The sequence below is a fragment of the Cuspidothrix issatschenkoi CHARLIE-1 genome, from assembly GCF_002934005.1.
In the GTDB taxonomy this organism is placed as follows: Bacteria; Cyanobacteriota; Cyanobacteriia; order Cyanobacteriales; family Nostocaceae; genus Cuspidothrix; species Cuspidothrix issatschenkoi.
The window spans coordinates 1-20763 of sequence record NZ_PGEM01000039.1; the positions used below are offsets into that span (position 1 = coordinate 1).

Genomic DNA, 20763 nt, shown 5'->3' on the forward strand with positions numbered 1-20763 from the left:
CTTACGGCGAATAGTTAAAATTTTAGAGACGTTACCTGGAACGTCTTTACAAAGATTCTAGAAAACACATATTTGAGAGATTGACCTAGACTTCATCCTTCATTCTAAACTCCTAAATTCTTCTATATTATGTCTTTACTCAAAACTTCGCTCATTGGTTTAAAAGCTGACTCCTTCCGTCATCCTCTGGACTTAGAAGCTACCAACACTCTCAAACAAATTCCCGGTTTAGACATGATGGTGCGGAATTGGTTAGGGCCAATGGCTGAACAGGTTTTTTATGTGGAAAATATCGCCTCTAGTATTTTGGTAGGAGAAAAACAACTCCCACATTTACACAAGTTATTATTAGAAGCTTGTCAAATTCTGGATATTGATCCACCTCAGTTATATGTGCGTCAACATCCAGCCCCTAATGCTTACACCTTTGCCATGCGAGGTAAGCAGCCTTTTGTTGTCATCCATACATCCTTAATTGAAATTCTGACACCGGAAGAAATACAGGCTGTCATTGCCCATGAATTGGGTCATCTCAAGTGTGATCATAGTCTGTATTTAACGCCGGTGAATTTATTAATTTTAGCAGCGGCAATTGTACCAAATGTTGGTGCTGTCTTGGCTCAAGCTATCCAGTCACAATTATTAGAATGGGTGCGCTGCGCTGAGTTTACCTGCGATCGCGCCGCTTTGTTAGCTACCCAAAACCCGAAAGTGGTCATGTCAGTATTAATGAAGTTGGCCGGCGGTTCTCCCACTTTAGCACCCCAACTCAATCTAGATGCCTTTATCGATCAAGCCCGTGCCTATGATGACATTAGCAAAACCGAACTAGGAGAAATGGTCAAATCTGCCCGCACAGCCCAATTAACCCACCCTGTACCCGTACTCAGAGCGCGAGAAATTGATCGGTGGTCAGGTAGTCAAGAATACCAAAAATTGTTGCATAATCAAGGTATTAATCACGAAAATACTACCGGGTCTAAAGGTGGATGGCGGAATTGGTAGATTTTGCTAGGTTTAATGGCGATATGACACTTAGTGGCTGTCCTACCTTACAAGATATTGATTTTAGTTCACTTAGTCAATTACCAAAAAATTTCTAAATTTCACCTAATTACCTATTGCCAAAATAAAAAAATAGGCTATAATGGTGGTAGTGACACCCAAGGGCGGGTGGCGGAATTGGTAGACGCACCGCACTCAAAATGCGGCGGCCGTGAGGTCATAGGAGTTCGATTCTCCTCCTGCCCATTTACATCAGATTATAAAAGTTATTTAACTACTACGCCGTAAGTCCCCCACTGAATTTGGTACTCCTAATCAGTGGCGGGATATAAGGCGGGAAAAACCGAAATCGTTCTCAATCAAGTAGTTCACTCTGTGAGTCTAGCTTTTTGTTATATCTGTTGCCGTTTGGTTGCGAAAGGTGGTTTTTAATTAAATCAAGAACTTCTTGATAATTCTTCATTCTTTTTTGAGTTTGGAATAGGTTAGCTGCTGCGTTTAAATCACTAATTGCTCCCTGTTTATCACCTAAAGCATTGCGTGTAATTGCTCGATTTTGGTAAGCTTCAGGAAAATTAGGATTGAGAAGCAATGCTTGGTTAAAATCTGCCATTGCCCCTTGATAATCTTTTAAATCGTGGCGAGCAAGTCCTCGATTATTGTAGATACCAGGATAATTAGAACTAATATTTATTGCTTGGTTAAAATCTGCCATTGCTCCTTGCAAGTCTCGCAATTTGTGGCGAGATATACCCCTTTGATAATAAACTTCAGCAAAATTAGGATGTAAAATTAAGGCTTGATTATATTCGGCGATCGCTCCAGGAATATCTCCAAATGTATAGCGGTTTAATCCTCGATGGAAATATACTACGGCATCTTTAGGTGGAGATTGGGCTAAAAGTGGTAATTTGCTTGTAGAAGCAGAAAGATTTGATAAGTTTTGAGCGCTGACTTTGGGGCTAAATAATATAGTTCCGAATGTGAAGATGGTAATTGTTAATTTCCATTTTTTCATCTAAACCTCCAGGAGATCCCCGCTAAAGGACAGAATATTTTGCTCCGAAGAGCCTCCCATTTCTGGGGTAATGTTAGCTTTGACAATGTTAGAGGTCGGTAACTATCTTAAAAGCACTGGTTTAACCCTTAAGCCTGTTTAACTTTTAAGTTCTAGAGCAGGGAACTAGCTACGCATTCCCTGGTAGGTCTTTAACTCTTACCTCTAATGTAGTTCGGTCAAGAATTGAGTCTGATCAACTAGGCTTTTACAAGCCCTCACTTACCCGAAGGGAAGTGATGGGTGGTTGACTACATATTTTTCCCGTTATAGTAGGAGCCGGTGGTATGGCTAACGCCACGCTTTGGAACTTCGCTCACCAACCGGAGGCAGGGGGGAAAGTCTTACCTTGTATAATTATTATAATATTTTATTCTTATACAGTTAGCCACTATGCTTGATTTAAATAAAATATCAGGACAAATGCAGGGTTTTAGCCAGCATTTAAATGCGGAAGTAGCTGCAAGTCATCAACGATTAGAGTTAGCACAACAATATTTAAAAAAAGCTTTTGAGTGTCAACAGGAATTAATTAAATCTCAAGCAGAATGGCGCGATCGCATTCTTTTTGCCAATGCTACACCTATTGAACCCCTGGACACTTGTATAAGTATTCTTACTCCTCCTAAAGTTCATACTGTTATTTCTACTGATGGTTCACAAATTGCTCCCAATCATCACGAAATTGCGTATTGTTACTTACTTAATATTGGTAGAGTAGTTTTACACTATGGTCAAAATCTTCACCCTCTCCTCGATAGTTTACCGGAGGTGTTTTATCGCCCAGAAGATTTATATGTGTCTCGTCAGTGGGGTATTAGAACGGAAGAATGGATGAGTTATCGTCGTACCGCTTCTGAAGCTACAGTATTAGCGGAACTAGCTTGTAGTGCGAGAACAGCAGCACCAGTTTTAGCAATGGTAGATGGTTCTTTAATATACTGGTTTTTAGATCAGTTACCAATGGATGCAAGGGATCAGATTTTACCACCAGTTTTAGCCGCTTGGAAACAAATGCGGGAAGCCAATATTCCTCTCATGGGTTATCTTAGTGCCTCCCGTAACATTGAAGCTACAAACTTTTTGCGCTTGTTAGCTTGTCCCCATCCTCACCCAGACTGTATTACCCATTGCCCCAATCAACTGGAATACGTGCCATGTAAAAAATTTGATACCTTGCGAGATACAACCCTGTGGACTACCCAACTTCAACCCGGACAAAGAGGAGCTTTGTGGCGCAGTAATGCCCGAATTTTAGACTTGTATGACGATCAAATTATTTATTTTTGTTACGTCCATGTTGGTACAGAAATCGCCCGCATTGAAGTTCCCTCTTGGGTCGCTGAAAATTCTGCTATGTTTGAGCAAGCACTGGGGTTAATGCTGGCACAAGTACAAAAAGGATATGGTTATCCTGTTGCGATCGCTGAAGCCCATAACCAAGCTGTCGTTAGAGGTGGGGATAGAAACCGTTTCTTTGCACTTTTAGAACGACAAATGATTAAAGCTGGCATTAAAAATGTCGCTATTTCCTCCAAAGAAGCCAGAAAGCGGGGCAGTATCGCTTAATTTTTTGACACTCCCCTCGACTAAAGCCGAGGGGAGTGTCAAGAGAGATTTGATGCTAACTAACTGAAGAATTATGCACCTGTTCTTGATCAGAATATCGGTAGTGGACATAATAGCTACCACTTTGAGACTTGTCACCATTAACAACTAAGCCTAAGACATTGATGGGATATGTTTTGAGGCTATCCTGAACTTGTAATAAAGCTGATTTATCCGTTTGATTCATTCTCGCAACTAGGATCAAACCATTAGTATGGGGTGCTATTAACCTAACATCTACTAATCCCAATATCGGCGGACTATCATAAATAACTAAATCAAAACTTTGATGGAAATATTCCATTAACTGTCTCATTTTTTGTGAGGACAATAACCTACCGGGATCAGGTGGTGTTGGACCAGAAGTAACCACGGATAAATTATTTATTGTGGGTATCTCTTGGATCACCTGCTTGGCATCCATGTTTGAAGAAATTAAATTAGTTAACCCCCACAAATTATTCAGTTCTAATAATTCATGAATTTGAGGACGACGCAAATCAGTATCTACCAGTAATACCCTTTTACCCATGGTGGAAGCTATTTTTGCCAAATTATATGCAACTGTGCTTTTGCCATCTCCGGGAACAGATGAGGAAACAATGAGGGAATTAATTGGTTGATCAGAATTTAGCAACTGAATATTACTATATAAAACTTGTAAAGATTCCCAAAAAGCCCCTTGAGAGTAATAACTATTGCGACTATTGCGAGGAAACTGACGACGAAATAGATTAGTTAATTTATCTATTTCAGGATAATCAACACCTTGATCATTTGTTTTGTTAGTCCGATTAACGTAATTATTAGCTATGGTTTTATCAAAGGGAAGAGTTCCTAATATGGGCAGTTTTATCTTATCCTTAATACTATCAATAGTATGATAGGTATTGTCTATTTCTTCCATGAGTACGGCAGCACCAAGACCTAACAGAAAACTAGCGCCAAATCCCAATAGTAAATTTCGATTAATATTAGGTGAAATTGGATATTCTGGCTGATTAGGTGCTTTAATTAATTCCCATGGCAGTTCTGTTTGTGCTACTTCTATTTGTAGTTGTTCCCGGGTAGACAAAAACCGATTGAAACTCTCGTTTGCTAACTGTAGATTTCGTTGTATATCAGTATATTGTCTAGATAAAACAGGTAGTTGTTCTAGTTTGTTTTGCAGTTGTTGTTCAGTTTGTGCCAGTTGTTTGCTATCTACTTCTACTTGACGCATCTGAGTTACTGCTTCAGCGATTTTGATGTTCAGTGCTCTGGATGCTTCTGCTTCAATCAGAGGTAAGAGATTATTTCTTTTTTCTTGCAAGCTTTGGATGATGGGGTTATCGGGGTTAAATCTGGCTAATTCTCCAGATAGCTGTGTATCAAGTTGACGTTGTTGAGTGATCAACTGTTGATATATAGGAGCATTATTAATTGCAGTTAATTGTCCAGATTGTCCCCGCAAACTTAAATAATTAGCTCTGGTGGTTGCTAACTGTTGATTGACAGCTAATCTTTTTTCTGTGAGAGATTGGATTTGTCCAGAAAGTCCTTTAGCTTGATTTTCTGGATCAATAAAGTTGTATCTTTGGCGGAAGATTTGCATTTCTTTTTGCAACTGTGCTACCCGATTTTTAATATCAGGCAGTTGTTTTTCTACAAATTGTATTCCCTGACGGAGCTTAGTTTGCCGCTTATCTAGGCTATAGTTTAAGTAAAATTGAGAAATGGTGTCTAATACAAATTTGATTTTTTCGGTATCATTACTTTTGTAGCTAACTTCAATTACTTTTGCTGTTCCGAAACGAATAATAGTTAAGTCTTCTATTAAGGAAGCATAAGTAATATCAGGATAGGAGATTTGTAACTTTTTAATAATTGGTTGTAGCAATTCTGAACTTTTGAGAACCTGAATTTGACTTTCGTAATCTAGTCCACCTAATTTAGACATATTAGGGTCTATGAGATTTAGTTTACCTAAATCACTATCATCATTGACAGGTTCAACTAAAATTTGAAAGTTGTCTTGATATACAGATTCTTGGTTGAGGGTTGAATAAGTAATTCCCGTCATACCCACAGTGACAATACCTGCAATTATCACTGCTCGGCGCTTTAATAGCCCTAAAAGCTGCCTCAAGTTCCAATCATTACTATCTTCAGTAATATTGGAAAGTGTGGAATGAGGAAATAGCCTAGAGCTAGGAATAATATCCTGAGATAGTGTTTGGTTTGTAATTTGCCTATCAAGCATTGATTGTACCCTGTAGAGATTAATGTGAAGAAGGTATAAAGGTTTTGAGTTTTGTATCTGTAGAGAAACGCTTTTTATTCACATCTGGGATTTGTCCATAAAAGCTGGTCGCCAATTATCGGCTTAGGAAATAAATTTCCTTTTTTTTCGGTTTAATTTGCTCCATGGTAATTTAGTCTGTTGAGTCCTAAATATTAATAAGCTTAACACCAGTACATGATTGAGGTGGTTCAAGATACCAGGTATAGAGTATTTGGTGTGGCTATTGAATTTTTAGGAGTCAAACACAATATATCTATATATAACACTCTTACTTATCAGTTGTCTCTAAATCTGCAGGACTAGGATTTGCTTTTTTACCTTAGCGTATACTTTGCTATAATCTAACTTGTACACTATTCTTAAGTAGTGGTAATTCATGAATTACCACTACTTAATGAGCCTAGCGAAATTTTTATAGTCCGGGGAGTTTCAGATGACTGCGGTCTATATAATATGAGCCTAAAACTAAACTATCCATATTTGTTCTCAAGAAACACTGGATTGCTTCTTCCGGTGTCCTAACAATAGGTTCATTTTCGTTTAAGGATGTATTCAGGAGCAAAGGAATACCTGTGCGCTCGGCAAAGGTATTAATCAAATCCCAATAAAGAGGGTTGTTTTTGCGACTCACAGTTTGTAAGCGTCCAGTCCCATCTACGTGAGTTACGGCAGGAATTTGTTCTCTTTTCTCTGGAAGAATTTTGAAGACTTTCTCCATAAAAGGGGCTGGTTCATCAATTTCAAAGTATTCACCGATAGATTCTTCCAAAATGCTGGGAGCAAAGGGTCGGAATTTTTCTCGGAATTTAATTTTTAGGTTGATAATGTCTCGCATATCAGAGCGACGAGGATCTGCTACTAAGGAACGATTACCTAATGCTCTAGCACCAAATTCCATCCTTCCTTGAAACCAGCCAACTACTTTCCCTTCACAAATAGCATCTACAACATGATTTAACATCACTGATTGTTCTAGATGTTTGGGTTGTAAATCGTGCGCTTGTAACGCAAATAGACATTCTTCATCAGAGAACTCAGAACCCCAATAAGCATGACTTAAAATAAACTGACGAGGTTGTTTGAGAATTTGATTCCAAACAAAGAAGGCTGCACCGATACAAGTACCATTATCGGCAGCCCCTAGAGGAATGTAAACATTTTTAAAGGGAGTATTTTGGGTAATTTTACCATTGGCTACGGAATTCATAGCTACACCACCTGTCAAACAGAGATTTTCGCAAGGGTAGCGCTGATGTAATTGATTGAGTAAATGAAAAATTATTTCTTCTGTTATGGCTTGTAGGGATGTGGCAATATTTTGATGTTTGGGTGTCAGTTCGGAATTTACTTGTCTTGCTGGGCCCAATAGTTTTTCTAGTTCTGGACTATGGAAAGGTGCAACTGTGGGTGCGCCATTATCCCACTTCATGGCGATACCCTGTTCATGGTGGGTAAAGTAATCTAGATTTAGCTCAAAACTATCTCCCTGGGGAAAGATGATTTTTCTGAATGCTTCGAGATACTCTGGTTCTCCATAAGGGGCTAATCCCATAACTTTGTATTCGTCACCATAGGCAGGAAAGCCTAGATACAGGGTAATGGCATTATATAAATAACCGATAGAGTGGGGAAAGTGTGTCCGCGTAAAATATTCTAAATGATTACCCTCCCCTGCTGCTGACAAGGTACTTACAAAGTCTCCCATACCGTCAACAGATAGAATGGCGGCTTTTTCAAAGGGAGAAATAAAGAAACCGGTGGCTAGGTGTGTGGTATGATGTTCTAAGGTATGAATAGGTGCTGTAATTTCCTGGGGTTGACAATTACAAGCTGCGGCTAGTGTTCTGTGAAGATTGGCGGATTCGCTTTGTTTGTTAAATCTATCTAGAAGTGATGATAATGATGGACGTTGTTTGAGGGTAAATAGGAGTTTACGATTGAGATTGGCTTTGGGATTAAAGGATAATGCAACGTGATCTAAATCTTTGGCACTAATACCAGCTATTTTTAAACAATAACGGATAGATTCTGTGGGAAATCCTGCCCAATGTTTAACTCGATTAAAACGTTCTTCCTCAATGGCTGCTATTAATTGACCATTTTGGATTAAACAAGCAGAAGCGTCACCGTGATAGGCGTTAATTCCGAGAATATTCATGGATTTATTAATTTATGAGTTTATGAGGAAATTGTTCAGTTTGGTTATAAGGAAAATGCCGAAAACCTTTGAAGGTGCGGCTGACTCAGGAAGCCACATCTGGGCTTTAGACAAGGGATGAAGGCTAGTTGCAGGATAAATACTGCATTGACGTTAATGCCTTGCTCTTCAATATATTTTGTCGCTGTTTCGGCGAAAACATTCATTGCATAATGCTCATACCATTTCTTTGTAAAGTTGCATATAATTTACCCCCCAGCTTCGCCGTCTCCCCTTAGAGAAGAGTCGCTGAGAAGCCCACACTCACCTGAAAGGGAGTGTGTGGAGTACGTCACTAAGCAGGACGTTTTCATTATCGGAGGTAAATTGGAAAATCATTTCCCCAAAACCCTTTCCTACAGGTCAATAGAAGCTTTTTTTCGTAATTTTTGATTAATTACAGCACTTTTGAAGTAAGTGAGGTACACCAATTTTAGAAGGTTTCACTCTTGCCTCTTGCCTCTTGCCTTCTGCTATAGTTTTAAAACTTGAGGTTCAATTGGTTACTGTACCTCATAAACTTCAAAGGTTTTCGGCATTTTTCTTATAAATTATAACTTTGAATGATATTCTCATAAACAGAGATCATCTTTGATGCTACTTGATCCCATGTATAATTATCTAATATAAACTCCCGTGCGCGATCGCCCATTTCCTTCGATTCTTGAGGATGATCTAAGAAGTTTTGAATTGCGGTAGCGATATCATTAATATTAAGTTCTGTAACATATCCCAGATGTTGTTGCTGGACTATATCACTGAGAGCTACACCAGGGGTAACAATAACAGGAACACCAGCAGCTAGGGATTCTAGAACTGATATACCAAAGTTTTCAGAATAGGAAGTTAGAGCAAATATATCTGCTCCTTGCATTAATAAATCCTTTGTTTCACCCTTGACAAATCCGGTAAACTGCGTTTTTTCTTCAATTCCATGAGTTTTCACTAAAGTTTTTACCTTAGTTTCATAATCTGAATCGCCGCTACCTGCGACAATGAATGTGAAGCGGTAATGAGATAACTTGCCTAATGCTGGAATTAGGTAATCTAAACCTTTTTTAGGATGTAAGCGAGATAAGAATAAGATAATTGGTTCATCAGGGGGAATATTCAGGTATTTTTGTAGCTTTTCACGAGCATTAAGAATTCTTTGAGGGGTATAAATCCCCAGGGGGAGGACAAAGCTGGAAGAAGTTAAATTTAATAATGATGCTTCTTCTTGTTCTGTAATAGAGGTAAAGTGAATAGATTGAGTGTTATTAAGATTAGCTTTTTCTATAAGTTTGAGATATAGCTTTTTTTTACGAGCTTTTTGCTGTAATGACCATTCACACAATAGTCCAAAAGGACGAATTATATAAGGAACTTTTTGAAAGCGTGCGATCGCCATTGCTACGGTAGGAACATAGGAAAAAATACCATGAATATGCAATAAGTCATAATTACGAATATTTTTCCATAACCAAATAGTAAAATCTCCTGAATAGGAAAATTCTCTAATTGCATTAATAGGAGGAGAAAACCGAGGAAAAAACTGGACAGGAACTTGTTGATAATCTATAAATTTTCCTAAAGGTACATCCAATAAATCCGTTCCATTATCATTAGTGGTAACAATCTCTGCATCAATATCATTTTTTCTTAAAGCTTTCACCATTTCTATAATTGCTTGACTCGGACCGCCGCGAATGGTTGCGACAGAGGGAATTAGATGGAGGACTTTCATTACATTACTATCTCGCAGTAATTGATTACGCATATAGCCACTTAATTCTAAGAAGCTGACTTCATCTTTTGGAGTAGAACCCCACCCTAACATATCAATATTACCCAAACCAGTCGGTTAAAACCGACTTCAGCTATTAGACAGGGAATTAATTCCCTGGCTTCCTAATTTTAGGATCTGGTTTCATGATCCTGCAAATATCCAGCCAAAGTTTTCTGAAACTGCTCGAAACCAAAAGTGTCAATAACCTGTTGACGCAAAGATTCGGGTTGATACATTAAAGGGTTGGGATATGTACTTTGTAAAATTTGAATAATAGTTTGAGCAATTTCATCTACATCATCAGGATTTACCAATGCCCCTAGTTTGCCATGACAAAGCGCGTCCGTAGCACCATCCTGATTACCTCCCAATACAGGTTTACCACAGGCTAGGGCTTCTAAGTAGACAATACCAAATCCTTCTTTTTTACTGGGCATAGCAAAAACATCACAGAGATTGTAGTAATCACACAGTTGTTCATCAGGAATAAATCCAGCTAAGGTGACACAATCTTGTAATCCGAGTTGGGTAATTAATTGCTTAATTCTAGTCCCGTCATTTCCTTTACCCACAATAATGTAATGAACATCGGGAATTTGCTGACGAATTTGAGGAAGTGCTTGAAGAATTTGGTCATAACCCTTATAGCGTTGAACTTCCGCTAGTCGAGCTACAGTTAATACTATAGGTTGTTCCCGCCTTAGTCCGTATTTTTCTAATAAATAAGCAGGTTTTGGGGCTGGTTGAAAGCGACTTGGATCAAACTGGCATGGCAAAATAACAATTTTATTCGGGTCGAGGTTTTGTTCTTTAATCAGGCGATCGCGGGTGTAGCTACTAATTGCTAAAATCAGGTCTGCATGATGTAAAGCCCTTTGCAAAGATGAGTTTTTGATATCCCAGGCTTCGATACCATAAGCAGTTGTCCAATAAGGGATATTTGTCAACCGTTTTAGCCAGTAGGCTGCCACGGTAAAATTCAGGTGTCCGGTAATGATTAATTTTGGGCGTTTCCAGATTCCCCAACCAATTAACTGGGCTGCAAATGCAAGTGTTCTCAGTGGTGATGGTATAGATCCAGTCAAGTGAAATCTAGTAGGGGCTAGGGTCGAGAAGTTGGGTGAGGAATGTCTATCATGTTTGATAAAGATATCATAATCAGTATCAGGGTAGATATTTTGAATGGCTTGGAGGAAGAAACAGCAGTATGTTTGAATACCTCCTGTAAATTCAAATAAGTTGGGAAACCAGAGGTGAAAATTATTTTTATTCATAAAAATTAAAAAATTTATCAGAAAATAGGCTGAAAACCCCGGAATTAACGGCTAAAAATCCTAATAATTTTTAGGGGTTAATGTCCAATTTCCGGCTTCAACATTTGCATAAAAGTTTAATCAAATCTAAGACATTCATACAATCCTTGACTATAGTTAATTTATCTACGTTCAGTCAATAAAAACTTAAATAATAAATAAAAAGACAGAAATAGGGTAAGAACTGACCCAGTCATCAGAGAAAAATTAGATTCTTGATAAACTAATCGAAAAAGTATTGTTGAACCTATGACAAATTCCAATGGATTCATATTTGAATGATTTAATGTTTGTTCCAAAAATGCCAACAGTATTCCTACCAATGACATTCCTATTAAAACTCCCACCTGTCCAAAATTGGCATACATTTCTACAATCCAAGGTAAATTAAAAGAAGTAGTGAAATCTGTACTTCCTAAATATTTGTAACGTCTACCAAATTGATTGCCAGTATTTTCTGTAGGTTTATCAGGGAATATGGCACGGGGAATCCAACTTGTTACTAAGGGTAAGTATGTTTGTCCTCCCCAATAAGGTACTCGGTTTGGGGTATCTTCAACTACTGCTGAAAAAACAAGTATATGGGCTGTTCTGGCTAATGAAGTATTTTCACGATCTGATTTCTGTGTGAATTTAGAACTAGAATAGTATTCAATTACGACATTGATAAATAATTTAGCTTTTTGGATAGGGTTTGATTGCTCCATCTGAGGATTACCCCAGGTTAACGTACGGAATTCACCTTTGACTGGGTTAAATAGGAAGAAAAATATCAGAATTCCTGTTATCAGGAATATAGGAATACGTTTAGATTCCTGAAAGATTATAATAACCATATATAGCCCTAATATCATGAGTTGAGCTAAAGCTCCACTAGCAAAACGGGTAAGTATTTCTGCTGGAAGAAATATACCTAATAAAATTAAACTTTGGACAAATGGAAGATAGCCACGCTTATAGAGAATATAAAACATCCCATAGGCAATATATCCAGTAGGATCTAAAAACTGACTTACTGATGGAATTTCTCTAATAAATGGGATATATATAAATAAGGTATGTAATATCAGCAAGACCCATAGCAAGATGATTAACTTAGTTATTGAGTATGACTGAGATAATTTCAGAGCAGGAATTTTTTGAAAAACGGAGTATTTAAAACAGTAAAAGGCAATATTAATTGCTACTACTCCTATTAAGGTTAGCAATAATGCTTTTTCACTTACATTCTCTAAAGACCATAAATAGTGGACTTTTGTACCAGCAGAAAACATTGGTAATCCAAAAGATGTAGCGTAAAAAATGCCTACTAGTGGTAAAAAGGGTATGGGGGGACGCTGACGATCAGATAAATATTGCAGTGCGGGTATCAAACTAACCCAAATTATGCCTAATGCTAAGAGTGCCTTGTTAGCTGTAAGCACTGCTGGACGTTGATCGAACAGATAACCACTAACTCCTACTAAAGTGACTATTAAAACAAATTTTAATCTTTGAAAATATGATTGTTGCTTTCGTTGAGTTTCATAGTGTTTTTTCTGTTGAGCTATAGTATTTGGATTCCCATCATAGTTATACATAAATAATCAGACTTCATCATTTTAATTTTTTTGATTAAGACTCACTCACCAACTAAATCTTTAATTCTTGTCAATAAAGGTGAGAAAACTGTTTCATAATTAAACTTGTCTTCAAATGCTTGCCTAGCTGCTAAACACATTTTTTGGTAATTTTCAAAATCACTTAAAATGTCTTTAATCGCATCTGCAATTGATTGAGGATCGTCGGGGTTGGCAAAACGCACCCAAGATTCATTTCCCAAAAATTCGCGGTAATTGGGGAAGTCACTGACAATAACAGGCAATGCACAGGCAGCATATTCATATATCTTATTGCAAGCAGTAACACAAGCTACTCGATCAAAATATTTGTTTTTATACATTCCAAATCCTACAGTTGCAGATAAAGTATGTAATTGTAAATCAATATACGGTATTTTCCCTAAATAACAAAAAAGCTGGGATATTTTCAGATCATTAACTAAATTATCGATTTCTTTGTGGTTATCATCATTTAAAAAACCAACAAATTTTATACAAAAATTATTTTCTATCAGGGTAGCGCCAGTAATAATTTCTTTCATGGCACTTCCATCTGAAATTGTGCCTCTATAAAAGAGGGTAACAGATTCCCAACGTTTAGGGATTACTGAATACCAATCTGTTTCCAGGTGAAAAATAGATTTTAGGGGAAAATTGGGGACAATGAGTGGCTGCTGCTTGATCTTTGTTACCTTTTGAAAAAAGGTAGCTCTATCTTTATCAGGAAAAACAATCATCGCAGCATGATGTATTAATTTTCTTTCAGCTCTTTGCAGCCATCCTGATAATGAAGATAGAGATGATAATCTATCAGATATTTCATGACTATGGTAGATAAGCGGAATTTTTTTTGTGATGAATAGGGAAGAAAAATAAGCTGCTACATAAGCAAAAGTGTCATAAGCATAAATTAGAGATACATCTTTTAGCAGTTGATGTGCTTGGATCATAAAATTAGCATATTCCCTGATCTTTGCCCCAGAAGAAATTTGCTCTCTTTCCCGGACTGATGTATAGTCACCTAGACGATGTACCGTAACATTAGATGGATATTGCCAATTTGGAGTTTCTTGATTACGACCGATTAAAACTATATCAAAATGTTCTGATAGTAAATGAACTGCATTGATAGTTGGTGGATAGTAGTCCGGGTTTGCGTAGACTAACATCGCAATTTTTTGTCTGGTCATAACTATACTTTTTCTAAAATGAACATTAATTCATGAAGATGTGCAGATTGTTTAAGTTTAACTCTTAATTTTTGCCATATATTGTAACTCCAAATATCAGGCTGTAATAATTTATCAGCTATTGATAATTGACTTAATACTTGAAAATTCCTATATTTTTTTAAAGCTATGGGAAAACCTTGATACTCCAATAAAATAACCCTAAAACCTGATTTTTCAGCCAATTTTGAGAGAGTATTACTATCGAAATAACTTAGATGTTCCATATTCCTCTGTACCCCAATCCATTCTGCACCCCAATTATCAAAACAACCCATATCTGGGCAACTGCCTAAAAATATACCTCCATTGCAAAGAACTCGACTAACTTCCTTAAATAAATTAGATGGATCTGTTACGTGTTCAATTAAATCAAAAGCTGTAACAATATCAAAGTTTTGATCTGTACAGGGAAGGTTATCCGCAGAGACGTTTAAGATTTCTAAGTTATACTGATGGCGACCATAATCAGCAGCTTCATTACTGAATTCTACACCAACGACTTTACTAGTACCATACTGTCTTGCCAAAACTAACAATGCGCCGTCAGCACATCCTAAATCTAGGAGTTTTTTGTCTGATAAATCAACTTGATTTTTAAGAAACTTCCACCCTGTAACCTGCTCAGTTTCAATTCCTTTCTTTCTAGATTCAAAATAGTTTGTATTTTGATGAAAATCATGATTTCCAGAAAAGTATCCCTGTTGATAAAACCGATTGAGTTCCTCTGGTGATGGCTGAGGTTGAACAAAACGAAATGAACAAGACTGGCAGGAGACAATATCCAATCCATCTGGACGTGAGTAAATTGATTTATAATGCTCATATCCACATACGGGACATGGAATTTCTCGTAGTTGCGTTACTTCCCAATTCCAATACTTTTGTTGGTTTAAAAAAATCATCACTTTTAATGAGATGGAGATAGAAACAATATGAGACTTTTAATCAATAAATCCTCTTCCAGCATTTTATCCAAACTCAATAGCTGTTGCCATTTAGACGGATAAGCAGATCGAAATGCCAGTGCTTCAGGAGAGATAATTGCTATTGTATATACTCTATTAAAGTATTTTTCAACCTCTTGGATATATTCTCTAGGTCTTAAATAACTGAAAAGACCTTCACGGATATGTTTACGAATTTCAAAGTAGCTCTCATCTGAATTTGCCAAAGAACTTTGACGGTCAAAATCATCAACCCATTTAAAATAGTCTATTTGATTTAGTAAGAGATGATTAAATCCATTTTTCATTCCACCTACATCAGAAAAATGGTCTCCACTATAGGTATGCCAGAGAGGACCAAACCCAGATAAAACTATTCCATCAGGTTTAATTAAACGTTTCGTCTCTTTTAGGAGACTATCAAAGTCTCTTACGTGTTCCCAAACTGCAAATGAAGATATGATATCAAAAATTTGAGATTCGAGTTGAGTATGACAAAAATCTCCATTTATAAAATTGACTGATATATTTTGACATTGCTGGGAAATTTGATCCCAACCTTTCTCAAAGTTAAATAAATCCATCGCTACCACAGAAGAAACCCCCAGTTTATACCAATCCAAGGCTTCTTGTCCTAATCCACAACCTTGAATAAAGACAGAAGATTTTGCTAAGGGTACAAAATTTCTTAATCGTTGAATGAGAGATAAAAATCCCGAACCTTTTTCGCCAAACAATATTTGATCGATCTTAAAAGAAAGATTATATAGTTCTGGGTATGCCAGTAAATTAATGCTAGTTGTAATTTTACTTGAAACTGGGTAGATTACCTGGTCTAAGAGTTGGCGTTTAACGGTAAATTGGTTGCGATATGTGCTTGGATTAAAATTCAGGGGAGTATGATCAACTATTCTGTTCATTTTCTTACCTCTAATAGTTTTTTTATTTTTAGCTTTTCTGAAGTATATAGAACTTGATGAAAGATAACTATGCAAACCAGAAAAATTGTCATCACTAATAACAAATAATTAACAAGATGATTTACAGACAATAATGAAATCACCAAAGTATATGCAAAAAATATCACGGTAATCAATATTAATTTAACTAACAAAAAAATATCTTTGCTAGATAAATCACTCAGACTGGGTTTCAGGACAAATAAGAACCCAACAAATTGACCAATGGCTTGAGAGATTACTAATCCAAAAGCACTATAATGAGGTACTAAAACAAAAGCGGCTACAACCCAGCAGATGACTCCTATTAAGGAGCTATAAGCAATTCTCGCTGTTTTTCCCCCTACTACTAGATATTGAACTAATACTGATGTCACTCCAGTAAGTGCTGATATCCATAGGGAAAGCCAAGATAGAATTATTGATTGTTGATAAGTAGCTCCAAATAACAAATTAATCAGATCAGGTAAAATTAGACAAACTAAACCTGTCGGTACGATGAGTAAAATCCACACACCTCTGAGGTGTACTGATTTAAGATACTGATAGGATTCTTTTTCGTCTGCTGAACTGGCAGATAGGTATGATATTGCAGCAGGGGCGATCGCAGTGGGAATAAAGCCAATGAGAGCAGCCATACTTTGAGCAACTCGCAGATAACCCAACTGTTCTAAGCCTCCATATTGACTAACTAACCCCATTAAAGGTAAGCCAACTAAACTCCCCAGGAGAGTATTGCCCAAATAGTAAGGAAAGCCGAATTTAATGATAGACTGTAGCTCTTGCCAAAAATGATCACAGCGCAGACGAATTTCTCTGGACCGAAGTACAGGTTTAACTATGAGATAACTCCAAAGAATGCGGGCGATCGCTGCTAGAACCATTCCTAGCAAAGCACCACTTAAGCCCATCTGCCAAGCTAATAGAACTGTGAGGATACTGCTAAAAACTATTTCTAGGGATGAACGCAAGGCATAGGCACGAAATTCTTGCAAACTCGCTAGAAACAGCAACGGTACGTTGCTAAAGGGTTGTAAGGTGATTAAAATAGCTGTTAATCCTAACCAAGGTGTGATGGATGGTTGCCCTAACCAATGTTCTGCCAATGGTTCACGAAAGAACCATATCCCTAATCCAGTCATTGTACTGACAGAACAAATCAGAATTAATCCAACACCAAAAAGTCTTCCTACTGCCTCTATCCCAATCGTTTTATACTGAGCGCCATTTCGCTGTAGGGCAACTTCTACACCCAAACTACTGAATCCTTGACCTGATTGGGCTAAAGAGAACACAATATTGTAGATTCCCAGTCCTTGTGGACCCAAAAGCCTTGCTAAAAGTGGCAGTGCAATGAAACTTGCTAACTTAGAAACGATGCTAGCAATTGTGAGCCAAGCACTGCCTTTAATTAACTTGTTGATCGCACTCATCGTGTAGGAGGTAAACAGAGATATTCGTCGTACTCTAGGACTTCCACATTAGTTCCTTCGCGGTTAAATATTTGATAACCCCAACCTTTCAAAAGACTGACTATTTCTTGACAGTCTGCCGGAGTTTCCAACCAGAAGGGATGAACAGCCAATAGTAAAATAGGAGCAGACTGACTACTAAGAAGTTGAGTTGCACCTTTGAGGACTTTTAGTTCTGCCCCCTCAACATCTATTTTGACTAAATTAGGGGATTGCCCTTGTTTAGCTAATAATCCATCTAAACTAATTGCGGGTACAGTAATCTCTTTACTGATTTTAGGAGCATCTCCATTCACGGATTCAGAAAACATTAAAGAATTACAAGGGGATAAACCGTCATCTATGAGACTAAAAGTAATTGTTCCACCATCTTGATCACATACGGCTGCTTCCATGATGGTCACAATATTCTCGTTCTCGTTCAGTGTAATATGCCGTTTTAGCAAGGCTACATTACCGGGACTAGGCTCAACGGCGACTATCTTACCGCTTTTACTAATTATTCGCGCTGCTGGTAATGAAGTTAAACCAATATTGGCGCCGATATCCCAAAAAATATCACCCTGGTGCAACCACTCCCGCAACCACAACAAAATATGCGGCTCATAAATGTCAGTGAACACCGCTAAACTAGGAGCAAACTTATAAACCTGATCATTCACGCGTTTACGAATAAAGTTCTTACCGTTATCTTTTAAGAAGATAGAGTGGTAATAAGCCTGACAAAGAGAAATTAAACCATCAGCTTTTATCTTCGTTAAAAACGATTTGATAGAACGAGCAGTTGTGACTAGTGGTGTATCTAACATGATTTTTTATGTGTACTTAATTTTGGCAGACATGGTAAAATTTATCTAGTACAGGTTGGCGTAAATAACATGACCATTAAAAGCTCTAAAAATTTGATTGATTACAAGGATTGTCAATGGTTCATTCACTTACGCCTCACGGTACTAGGCTCTTATTTTGGCAAATGTATTGTTGAAAAATTTGATGTTTTACGGATTGACATAAAACACTTAAATTAATCTAGATTAATATTACTTATGGTATCTCATGATATCTCAGATATATTTGTTCATATTTCAACAAATTTGAGATGCTTAATCAAATTAAACTGTCCCCTCCAATCCATCCTAAGTCTCAGGCTTTGTAACCCATTTTCTGCAAAATTTAATCCTTCGATGTTGTGTAAAAAGTTCTGATCGAATTCATTAGAATTAACAAAGAATGCATTAACACCGTTTGTGTCTACTGTTACAAAATGGTATCCATACATTTGGAACATCTTTTTCCATCCAGATAATGAAACGCCATAATACAATTCTTTATGCTCTGGCAAAACAGCAAAATCGTTCTTATACTCTATCGTTAAATTCTGATCTGGTCCAAAAGCTGAATTATACTCTACTACAAAAATCTTGGGTCTAAATCCAATTTCCACAATTGCTTTAGCAACGTAGTAATCTATGCTGTCAATATCTAATGATAATACGTCAGGATCTTTATAAAGAGACATATTTTTAAGTGTTTCTATGTTTTCTTGATTTACAAACATTGGAACACAACTTATAAAATCTTTTGAACAGAGGTATGCAACATTAAGATCACATTCTTTTGAAGCTTTTTTATTGCCTTCAACCATAATTCCTCTGTACTTTTTTACTATTCCTAAGTACGAGGTGTTATTCTCAATTCCATCAGAAGAACCGATTTCAATAAAATAGCGATTGAGACTTTTACTTTGGGAAAGTAATACATCTATAATTCCATCTTCACCATTTTGACTGAAAGCTGAAAACTCCCAAGATCGAGGATCAGTTAAATCTATAGAGCGCGTATAACTCCCTAGAGCGCCGCGACTTAATGATATATTAATACGTCCCATAGCTCTCAATCTTTTTAAGAATCTAACAGCTTTATTTAACATCTAAGTTCTCCTTATATTTAGGATAGTAACTTTGAATACACATTAATAACTTTTTCGCCGTAGTCATCCCACGAAAGAGATATTTTTGCCTGTTTCAACGCATTATTACCCATTTCATCCCGTTTATCAGGATTTTCATAAAAGTATAAGATTTTCGCTTTTAGAGCTTCTACGTCTCGAATGGGTACACAAAAACCATCTACACCATCCCGCACAATATCCTCACCACCTGTATTAGTTGTGTGAATGACAGGCAGTCCACAGGCTATTGCTTGGGGCTGTACCATTGCCAGACCCTCTTCAATGGAAGCAATACAAAAAACAGAACATTGAGAATAAAACCAGCGCAACTGATTTTGTGGTTGTTTACCTTTAAGAATGATTTTGTCACTCTTATACTTAGCTAAAAATGGATTCATTTCTAAATCTACACTTCCCACTAACCATAACTCTGCATCAGGTAGATTTAATTCATAAAATGCCTGTAAGAGATACTGTACGCCTTTTCGTAAGGTGATACCACCACAGTGAATAACTCGGAAGGTTTGATCTTCCTTTGCGACAGGATAAAATTCAGACAGGGAAACACCGTAGGGAACATGAATTAGTTTTGATTCGGGGATTCCTTTTTCTAAAAAGGTTCGCTTCACAAAGAGACTAGGGACAGCAATGCGATCACATTCTTGATATGCTTGCAATTCCCGTTCGTACACACCTGGATGAGTGACTGTGAATTTTAATCCCCAACGCTCGTACTCTTCTTGAAGAATTTCTGTCTGGTACTGCATATGGCTACTACCACGCTCAACAATTGTTAAAGCTCCCAATTCCTTAGCACGACGGAAAGACCAGAGACAAGCACCTGACCAACCCACAAATATATCAAAATCTCTCTGTAGATTTTTAGTAACATTGCGGTCAAACCATTCTAACCAAAATAGCTGTAAGTTGCGATCGCTCTTCAACCAATTAGGTAGTTTAGACCAACCCCGCGATAATATTTCTAAATACAAAAGGGATTTTATATTATGACTATCTATACCAAATTCTGATGCTTTGTAAGTTGGATAGGTAGTAATGAGATGATTAAGAAAACCATTTTTATGAAGTTGTTGCGCCAAATTAAAAGCATGAAATCTGCCATACACTGCAATACTAACTTTCATAATTGGTAATCACTACGTAATTTTTGCAACTATTAACCAGATTTCCTACCCAATACAAGCAGACCGTGAGCAAACTTTTCTTTGGTTGTATTAGCTATAGGTATTAAACCCACATTCCGCACTTCAATTTGTAGTATACATACGAGTATCATAAGCAGCATCGCGTATTCAATATTAATACGTATATGTAGCAGAATATATACAGTTATGCTCTCCACATTGGCCTA

General features: G+C 37.2%; 15 protein-coding genes and 1 tRNA gene. 3 read left to right on the forward strand and 13 right to left on the reverse strand.

The features are described 5' to 3' along the window. Positions 1-129 precede the first annotated feature (129 nt). Both CUN59_RS06930 and CUN59_RS06935 read left to right on the forward strand, forming a co-directional pair. On the forward strand, positions 130-1005 hold the full coding sequence (locus CUN59_RS06930; RefSeq protein ID WP_104387156.1) for a M48 family metallopeptidase: 876 nt from the start codon (positions 130-132) through the stop codon (positions 1003-1005). A 162-nt stretch (positions 1006-1167) separates the two neighbouring features. Then, positions 1168-1251 (forward strand) — tRNA-Leu (locus tag CUN59_RS06935). 109 nt (positions 1252-1360) lie between these two features. Here the strand turns inward: CUN59_RS06935 and CUN59_RS06940 are convergent. Next, positions 1361-2023, reverse strand: a complete 663-nt coding sequence (locus CUN59_RS06940; RefSeq protein ID WP_104387157.1) for a tetratricopeptide repeat protein — start codon at positions 2021-2023, stop codon at positions 1361-1363. Positions 2024-2455: 432 nt separating this feature from the next. Between CUN59_RS06940 and CUN59_RS06945 the strand changes: the two genes are divergently transcribed. After that, the gene (locus tag CUN59_RS06945) at positions 2456-3631 is read left to right on the forward strand and encodes a DNA double-strand break repair nuclease NurA (protein WP_104387158.1); all 1176 of its coding nucleotides are present in this window, start codon (positions 2456-2458) and stop codon (positions 3629-3631) included. A gap of 55 nt (positions 3632-3686) precedes the next feature. Here the strand turns inward: CUN59_RS06945 and CUN59_RS06950 are convergent, their stop codons facing one another. From CUN59_RS06950 to CUN59_RS07005, 12 genes are all read right to left on the reverse strand, one after another. Further along, entirely contained in the window at positions 3687-5912 is a 2226-nt protein-coding gene (locus CUN59_RS06950; RefSeq protein WP_104387159.1) for a GumC family protein, read from the reverse strand. A gap of 454 nt (positions 5913-6366) precedes the next feature. After that, a complete protein-coding gene (locus CUN59_RS06955; protein WP_104387160.1) occupies positions 6367-8112 on the reverse strand; it encodes a carbamoyltransferase family protein in 1746 nt (581 codons plus the stop codon). 583 nt (positions 8113-8695) lie between these two features. Next, positions 8696-9877 carry a glycosyltransferase gene (locus CUN59_RS06960; RefSeq protein ID WP_104387171.1) on the reverse strand — a complete coding sequence of 394 codons (1182 nt, stop codon included), beginning with the start codon at positions 9875-9877 and terminating at the stop codon, positions 8696-8698. Between the two features lie 170 nt (positions 9878-10047). Beyond that, on the reverse strand, positions 10048-11193 hold the full coding sequence (locus CUN59_RS06965) for a glycosyltransferase (RefSeq protein ID WP_104387161.1): 1146 nt from the start codon (positions 11191-11193) through the stop codon (positions 10048-10050). Between the two features lie 161 nt (positions 11194-11354). Continuing rightward, positions 11355-12506 (reverse strand): DUF8712 domain-containing protein, encoded by a 1152-nt coding sequence (locus CUN59_RS06970; RefSeq protein ID WP_207765382.1) that lies wholly within the window; start codon positions 12504-12506, stop codon positions 11355-11357. Positions 12507-12853: 347 nt separating this feature from the next. Beyond that, entirely contained in the window at positions 12854-14023 is a 1170-nt protein-coding gene (locus CUN59_RS06975; RefSeq protein WP_104387163.1) for a glycosyltransferase, read from the reverse strand. 2 nt (positions 14024-14025) lie between these two features. After that, entirely contained in the window at positions 14026-14967 is a 942-nt protein-coding gene (locus CUN59_RS06980; protein ID WP_104387164.1) for a class I SAM-dependent methyltransferase, read from the reverse strand. A 5-nt stretch (positions 14968-14972) separates the two neighbouring features. Next, the gene (locus tag CUN59_RS06985; protein ID WP_104387165.1) at positions 14973-15929 is read right to left on the reverse strand and encodes a class I SAM-dependent methyltransferase; all 957 of its coding nucleotides are present in this window, start codon (positions 15927-15929) and stop codon (positions 14973-14975) included. Beyond that, positions 15926-17401, reverse strand: coding sequence for a lipopolysaccharide biosynthesis protein (locus CUN59_RS06990; protein WP_104387166.1), 1476 nt, complete (start codon positions 17399-17401; stop codon positions 15926-15928). The genes CUN59_RS06985 and CUN59_RS06990 overlap by 4 nt, the downstream gene beginning before the upstream one ends. After that, positions 17398-18249 (reverse strand): FkbM family methyltransferase, encoded by an 852-nt coding sequence (locus CUN59_RS06995; protein ID WP_104387167.1) that lies wholly within the window; start codon positions 18247-18249, stop codon positions 17398-17400. The genes CUN59_RS06990 and CUN59_RS06995 overlap by 4 nt, the downstream gene beginning before the upstream one ends. A 269-nt stretch (positions 18250-18518) precedes the next feature. Further along, positions 18519-19370: a hypothetical protein gene (locus tag CUN59_RS07000; RefSeq protein WP_104387168.1), complete on the reverse strand. Its 852-nt coding sequence runs from the start codon at positions 19368-19370 to the stop codon at positions 18519-18521. A 17-nt stretch (positions 19371-19387) separates the two neighbouring features. After that, a complete protein-coding gene (locus tag CUN59_RS07005; RefSeq protein ID WP_104387169.1) occupies positions 19388-20536 on the reverse strand; it encodes a glycosyltransferase family 4 protein in 1149 nt (382 codons plus the stop codon). Positions 20537-20763 lie beyond the last annotated feature (227 nt).